The 7,210-nt window shown below is 45.6% G+C and carries 7 protein-coding genes and 1 pseudogene; 3 read left to right on the top strand and 5 right to left on the bottom strand.

Going from position 1 to position 7,210, the window contains the following annotated elements:
• Positions 1–191: 191 nt before the first annotated feature.
• The 3 genes from NG833_RS25860 to NG833_RS25855 all read right to left on the bottom strand — a co-directional run bounded on the left by NG833_RS25860 (position 192) and on the right by NG833_RS25855 (position 1,965).
• Positions 192–479, bottom strand: a complete 288-nt coding sequence (locus NG833_RS25860; RefSeq protein ID WP_254568150.1) for a DUF2470 domain-containing protein — start codon at positions 477–479, stop codon at positions 192–194.
• A gap of 67 nt (positions 480–546) precedes the next feature.
• A complete protein-coding gene (locus NG833_RS30630; RefSeq protein ID WP_256556161.1) occupies positions 547–672 on the bottom strand; it encodes a hypothetical protein in 126 nt (41 codons plus the stop codon).
• A gap of 45 nt (positions 673–717) precedes the next feature.
• Positions 718–1,965 (bottom strand): DegT/DnrJ/EryC1/StrS family aminotransferase, encoded by a 1,248-nt coding sequence (locus NG833_RS25855; protein ID WP_254568149.1) that lies wholly within the window; start codon positions 1,963–1,965, stop codon positions 718–720.
• Positions 1,966–2,408: 443 nt separating this feature from the next.
• Between NG833_RS25855 and NG833_RS25850 the strand changes: the two genes are divergently transcribed.
• The 3 genes from NG833_RS25850 (at position 2,409) to NG833_RS25840 (ending at position 6,792) form a co-directional block, all read left to right on the top strand.
• On the top strand, positions 2,409–3,017 hold the full coding sequence (locus NG833_RS25850; RefSeq protein WP_254568148.1) for a Uma2 family endonuclease: 609 nt from the start codon (positions 2,409–2,411) through the stop codon (positions 3,015–3,017).
• Between the two features lie 899 nt (positions 3,018–3,916).
• The gene (locus NG833_RS25845; RefSeq protein WP_254568147.1) at positions 3,917–4,180 is read left to right on the top strand and encodes a hypothetical protein; all 264 of its coding nucleotides are present in this window, start codon (positions 3,917–3,919) and stop codon (positions 4,178–4,180) included.
• Positions 4,177–6,792, top strand: coding sequence for a P-loop ATPase, Sll1717 family (locus NG833_RS25840; protein ID WP_254568146.1), 2,616 nt, complete (start codon positions 4,177–4,179; stop codon positions 6,790–6,792). Before NG833_RS25845 ends, NG833_RS25840 begins: the two co-directional genes overlap by 4 nt.
• 88 nt (positions 6,793–6,880) lie before the next feature.
• Here the strand turns inward: NG833_RS25840 and NG833_RS30625 are convergent, their stop codons facing one another.
• Together NG833_RS30625 and NG833_RS25835 are read right to left on the bottom strand one after the other, a co-directional pair.
• Positions 6,881–7,003, bottom strand: coding sequence for a hypothetical protein (locus NG833_RS30625; RefSeq protein WP_256556160.1), 123 nt, complete (start codon positions 7,001–7,003; stop codon positions 6,881–6,883).
• Positions 7,004–7,025: 22 nt separating this feature from the next.
• Positions 7,026–7,210, bottom strand: a pseudogene (locus NG833_RS25835) (hypothetical protein); the annotation flags it as partial.

The raw sequence follows: 7,210 nt of genomic DNA, 5'->3' as shown, positions 1-7,210 counted from the left end.
ATGAAACGCTAAAAACGTTAATGACTACATTGTAGCACTAAGGGATAGGCAAGGGATAGGCGGTTAAAACCGCTCGTTCGTTTTTCCTCTGCGCTCTAAAGATGCGCAGTTCCCAAACATCTCGGAGTTTTATATGGGTGGAGGGGACCGGAGGATGTTGTCGGGGTGATTCGTAAATCACCCCTTTGCGGTTATGCAGTTTTGGCTTGCCTTGCCTGTTTCACCATTGCAATTAAAGTCTGGTGTGCATCTTCAGAATCGGCCAGTGCATGGTCAAAAGTTACCCGAACTGGCAGAGATTCCTCCCCGACTTGGGCCGTGAGATTCATCCCCAAGGGGTCGATCGCCACTAGGGTTGCCGAGGTTGCATCAGGAACCTCGCCAAACATTTGAGCATACAGCAGCACAGAATCGGCATGGTCTTCGTTCATGTGCTTGCAAATGCGATCGCTCACTTGCTCCGAAATAAGATCCGCCATCGTTTAAACTCCCGATCAGGTAATTTCAAGTCAATCTGAGATTAATTATCCCTGGATTCAGAAACAATTATCCCAGCTTTTCTATTAAAGCAAAAACAAAATTAGCCGTTAACAGTCCCACGGCGATCGCCAGAAACACAAACAAGGATAAACTGAAAAAAGAGCGGATAACAGACGGCTTTTTGGGGTCCATATCAACAAGAGGGATAGAATTGAACAGTCCAGGATAGAGTACCGATTACGGCGAACCCATCCTCAAAAACAGTGACACAGAGGGAGAAGAAATGGGCCGTAACCCCTGTGCCATAGAGACCAGTGTTGTATCATCCATTGCCGGATAGCAAGGGAGATAGAGCAAATGCTCGAACATCTCACGAGTATTTCGCGGTTCCCATTCCGGGTCAGTTTCCGGGGACTCCACTACCGTCATACTATTCCCCTGAGTCGAGTCAAACCCTGCATTGGCAAGGGTGGCGATCGCAATTTCCGGGTCCTCAGCCAAAATCGGGACAACCCAGTGCAGATTAGGCATAGCAGCAACACCGGGCACCCGAATCTGGGGACAATACTCCCCCAACAACTGAATCAGGCGCTGACCCCGGTGAGTTTGTTCCGCTAAACGTTTCTCACTATAACCTTGCAAGCGCCGACGGAGTAATGCTAACAGAGGCGCACAAGGTTGATGACGCAGACGCCAGATCAGTTCATCCTTGGGAAACCCCTTCACCGACTGATTCAGCAGGCGATCGTAATCAATTCCCAACTGCCGACATCCCCAAATCAACGCCGTAAATCCAGCGCGACTAGAGAGGGTTTTCAGACCCAAATATTTCAGCAATCGGAGGGTGTAGTTCCCCGAATCCTGGACTGGATAAGTCGATTGGATCTGCCGGAGACAGTCCGCGAGTTGGGGGTCACGCACCCGCAATAACGCCCCACCCAGGGCCGTGGCAAACTTGATACTGCCAAAACTAAAACAACTCACATCGGCATCGGGATGACCCCGAAATCCGGGAGTGAATGCCTGAGCACAGTCTTCCACCAAAATCGCCCCAACGCGATCGCGCGCTGCTAAAATCGGTTCTAAATCCACCCGACCCCCAAACAAATGGGCGATAATAATCACCCGAGTTCTGGGACCGATCGCCCGGTCCAAACTCGCCGGATCCGGTGCCATCGTCCTGGGGTCCAAATCAATCGGGACCGGGACCAACCCATGATGACGAACAATCGACACCATATCGGGAATCGTCAGGGCACTCATCGCCACTTCACTCCCGGGAGGCAATTGCAACCCCTGCAACAGCAAATCCCACCCAGAACGTACCGACAAACAGGCGACTGCCTCCCCGGTCAAGTCGGAAATCCACCAGTCCTCCAACTCTTTTTGCAACCCCTGACCCTGGGAATTTCCCACGGTCAATGCTGCACCCAAGCCATAGATTAAATCACTATAATCAATATCAAACCGTTTCCGGGACCACATTTGAGCAATCTCTTGAACTTTAATTGCTTACTTTAGCGCGATCGGTTCCTAAGTGACACCGGGCCGCCAATCGTTAAAACCACCGCTTTAACGCGATCGGTCCTGAAGAAGCAACCGGCGATGGTTTTAACCCCCGCCTAACAGCAACAACCGGCGGGGGATCAATCCCCCGCCTGTAGTGGCGCTTCGCGAAGCGCCCCTACGTCGGTTGAAACCGACTGAAAACACCACCGTATAAGACTTGCAGTCGGTTTTTAGACGACGTAGGGGCGCTTCGCGAAGCGCCCCTACAAGGCCGCCAATCGTTTGAACCCCCGCCGGTGTTGCTTCTTCAAGTGGGTTCCCCCCCCAGGGGTTTTTCGTTGGGCTGTTGATTTCCTATCACAGACCGTACTGTAGAATTAAGATTATGATAGATCAATTGCTGTTCATGGAGATGAATCATGATTGCAAACGTTAAATCTTCTGGAATGACGGTGGCGGAGTATCTGGCTTGGGAGGCAGAGCAACCGATTAAGCATGAGTATATTGATGGCGAGGTTTACGCGATGGCCGGATCGACGTTACCCCATAATGATATTGCGGTAAATTTAACGAGTTTACTGCGGCCTTTTTTGCGGGAGAAGGGTTGCAAGGTGAGAATGTCGGATGCGAAGGTTAAGGTTTCTGAGCAGGGGCCGTATTTTTATCCGGATGTGGTGGTGAGTTGTGATGAGCGCGATCGCCGGGCCATTGAAGCGATTCATTATCCTCGGCTAATTGTTGAAGTGCTTTCACCCAGTACAGGGGCATTTGATTATGGCCAGAAGTTTCAGTTTTATCGCAAAATTCCCACCCTTGAGGAATATGTATTAATTGATGCCACTCAGATCAGAATTGATCGTTATACAAAAAATGCGGCGGGCAAGTGGGAGTTAACGCCTTATCCTGAAAATGAAGAGGATTTAGCGGCTTGCCAATTAGAATTAACCAGTCTGGATTTTCGGTGTGCTTTGGAGTTGATTTATGAAGATGTGGAGTTGAAAGGCGATACAAATCTTGGGATGGAGTAAAGACATGGGATTAATTGAAATCTAACGATTTTTGACTATTCTTGAGAGCGATCGCCCTCAATGGCGGCAAAGATTGCACCTAAGTCCGGTTGATTTGACCCAACACTCGCCGCGCACCGGGTAGGGAATAGCACCCCAATTTTACCCCCTACCCAAACCTCAGAAACCGGGTTTCTTACTCCCGTTCATTGGGCTGCGATCGCCGCTTTTGAATCAGTTGTTCGGCAATCCACCAAGCCCCCAAGGAACAGATGGCACTGGCTATTAGGACAAGCATCAGGGGATGGGGGGGAAGTAAGAGGCGATCGCGGATGCCCCGTTGTCAGAGGAGTTGGGCGACAGATTTCCCCTGCGCTTGCGCTGTGGGGACTGCTGGACAGGGTGGGCAACGGCGGCTAAAAAGTGGGGTTCTAGTTCAACGGGGAGGGCTAGTTGCCATTGGGGTTCCTTGACAATGAGGCAGAGCGGGGATCCAGGTTGGTTGATGGGTTCATGCAGGAAGTGCTACGGTCGAGGCTAATTATTATCGAAAGTGGTAAAATAAATTGAGTAAGTAGGTAGGCTGAATTAAATGTAAAATAGGTTAACCTGTGTAACCTATGGTAGTCAAGGGCTTGAGGAGTTAACAGCTTTACGGCATTTGACAAATGATTAGTCCCTCTTACTTATAAAGTTTGTGGCCTTTTAAATGGGTAATATCTGAGTTGGTTATGGAAGATTTTGCTGGTGTATGTTTAGCAAGAAAAAAAGATGCTTAGGCTCTACTGAAGCTAAAAGACCACAATATAGCGGCATTGCATTTGGGTGGTATTAGTATTGAGTGTCGTTTAAAGTCATTGCTCGCTTCTTATCATAGCATCAGTGAATGGGATGAAAAAAGTCGCAGAAAGAAAGACTCTATGTTTAATCAGCCAATCAATAATCCAGAACATAGCCTCACTACAGCCCTACGTCATATGCCAGAATTATACCAATCGGCAAAATCAGATCAGCAACTTCTAAAGCACCTAAACTGTCTGATTTACCCTCTTGGTGAAACCTATGTTAATTATATCGGTTTACGTTATGTAGCTCAGGCATCATCCGTTCAGCGGGATGAGTGGAAAAAAAGCTTTGATTATGTTTATGGTTGGCTAGAAAAGAATGAGGTGAGAATTCGATGAATCCTTCAAAACTGCGCGAAGAACTGAAGCATAAATTCTCCAATAATTTTCACCTAGATGTTGGAGATGGTGGTCTTGTTTTGTTAAACGTTATTGCAGAACAGTTTAATGGGAAGAGTAGAGCCGAGCGATTACAGGAAGTTGAACCCTTAATTCAAAAAGCTGATTTATCCGTTGGCATCATTGAGTTATACACCCCTGATGAAGCAATCGAGCAAGGCATAACTCTATCAGATACAAGCAATGATATTCCGACATCATGGCAAAAAGCTGTGGATATGTTAACATCGGGCAAAACCTTTTCTGAAAAAGAGAATCATCGGATCAAGCGTGTCGTATTTTATTCCTACAAAGGGGGGGTCGGTAGAACGACGGCATTAATCCAAACTGCTTTTCAATTAATGCGTTCTGGCAAGCGAGTTGTTATTATTGATATGGATGTTGAAGCACCGGGTTTACATGCTTTACTCCCTCGTCAAGAAGCTACTTTAAAAGTAGGTTTGGTTGATTATTTATGGGAACGCCAAACTTGTTTTTTAAATGAAGTTTATCAACCTCAAATTGAGTTAGGGGGCGACGAGGGAATTATCTACAGCGTCACCGATCCACATTCTAAACGTCCTTTGTTTGTTGTACCTGCGGGAAATATTGGGCGAAGATATGTGCAACGATTATCACTGTTGACGACTACGCACCTTTTTAATAAGTCTGATGATCCATGGTTGCAGTTTGAGCAGGAACTTTGGGAGCAGTTTCAACCCGATATCATGCTGATTGATGCACGAACAGGACTCAATGAATGGGGCGGTTTCACGTTGTTAGGGCTGGCAGATGATATTTTTATCGTCTTATATCCTAGTGAACAAAATGCTGAAGGTGTTCGTTTTGTTAAAAACACTTTAAATGAGCTGACTCATGCTGATGTCAAATTGGTATTATCCCCTGTTCCTGAAGGTATCATTGGCGCTAAGTTAGTTGAAAATATCAAACATTCTTTAGAATTAACGAATGATCAACAAAAAGAACTGATCCAAATTCCTTATCATCCTAATATCGCGGGTGTTACTCAGTTTCCGGTTGAGACTGCTTTGCCCTACTACGCTCCCATTGCCAATTATTTACTAGAAAAAAGTAGTGTATTAGAAGCTGATGCAATAATTAGTGCATCTAACCGTTTAAGTTTAGTAAGAGCTTTATCTTTTCCAGAACGTGATGCTGCCAGTATTTTAGATAATGATTTTGATAGAATTTTTCAAAAGACAATTGATTTTGAGCGTTGCTTGGACGATGCTGTTTGGGTGATTCGGGGGCGGAAAGGCACAGGTAAGTCAACGCTCTACACCTTATTTACTCAGCATCGTGAAAATGCTGAAAAGTATGCACGGGGTAGGCTAGAAAATATAATCATATTGTCAGGCCACGGCAATAGTGACCAATTTAGACCCACGGGTGATGTTTTTGCTCAAATTCACCAAAAGCTTGATGAGCATCAAAAAGATTGGTTATCGTTATGGCGGGCTTATGCTGTGATTCGGATTTATCGTTCAGATCCGCAATTCATTGAAATATTGAAGCAGGCTAAATTTAAAGGCTTGCTATCTCGATTAAAAAACAACTTTTTCCTAGATCAGTACAATATTTGGGAAGCGAAACATACGCATAAACTGGTTGAATTTGTCACGGATGACGCTTTAAATTCCTGTTGCCGAGATGCTTTGAGTTATCATAATCAGTCATTGAGTGAAGTTGCACAAAAAATCTGGTTACTTTATGATGATTTAGATCAGGATATTCAAGAAAATAGTTCTTGGCAACAAGCGGCCTTGGGCGGGTTGATGCGTCTGATTTACGATCTCAATAATCAAGGCTTATATCATATTCGTTTTAAGGTATTTTTGCGAGAGGATATCTGGAGTAATTTGATTTTCACCAATAAAAGTCATTTTGGTGAAGCACGTACTTTGCTATTGCAGTGGGGAAAAATCGATTTTTTGCGTTTAGCCTATCGTTTAGCAATTGGGGGGTCTATCGATTTCAAAATGCTTTCTAACCGTGTTTTGCCTCTGCCGGATAATAAGATTGATGAAGCCAGTGAAGATGCTTTGCGTCAAGCATTAGGGCCGTTATGGGGGTTGAGGGTTGAAAAGGGCAAAAACGCTTATGTGTCTCAATGGGTTTATTCCCGGTTAACCGATGCCAGTAACAATACCTATCCGCGTTCTTTAAATATTTTACTGAATGAGGCTAGAAAGGTAGAATTAGATGCACAAACCAAAAATGTGCCGAGTAATCGTTTATTAGGTTGGAAGTCTTTAACTGAGGGTTTGGAGGCTGCTTCTCACGAGCGGTGTAATGCGATCAAAAATGAATATCCAGAATTTTTAGCATTTTTTGAGCGTATGAATGAATTAAGTTCTTTGTTTAACGATCAAGAGTTAGAGGCGTTATGGCGGGATACTGTTAATCATTTGTCTTTTGAGAATTTCTTAAAAAGATTGCAGCAAATTGGTTTGATAGCTGAAAGAAAGAATAATAAGCGTTATGACTATGCTGTGGCTGATTTATACGTTTATGGGTTTGGCGTTAAGCGGAGGCAGGGGCAGCGAAAATAGTTATTTTCGTTTTGGCGTTCTACATTGTGTTGGATGGGAAAAGGGTTGGGAGTGATGGGGGATCAGCGATTGTCGCTAGAAAAATGCTTCAATTGGGGAGGGCGATCGCCCTCTCCAGATTAGCCCCCGGTTCCATGCCCATCTGGGCTTGGGTGAGGCGGGCATTGCCTAGGTTAGTCAGGGTTCTGGAGAGGTCTTTGTCTAACCCCAACCGCCGCCGAATTCCTGCCGCTTCATCGTAGGCGGCGGTCCACTACTGTTGTGTCGTCCTGCATTCGCGCTTGCAGCAGTTGCAGCCAAAATTGTCCTAATGCCGCTTGCTGATTTCCACCAGTCACCCGCCGCGCCAAAAACGCACCCACCTGCTGCGCCAGATTCCGCAAGAACCCTGCATTATTATCTTGTCTCTCCTCTTGCA

The sequence above is a fragment of the Oscillatoria sp. HE19RPO genome (genome assembly GCF_024220515.1).
Classification (GTDB): Bacteria; Cyanobacteriota; Cyanobacteriia; order Cyanobacteriales; family Laspinemataceae; genus Laspinema.
Note: the sequence above shows the minus strand (reverse complement) of the source record. Positions and strands in the feature narration are given on the sequence as shown.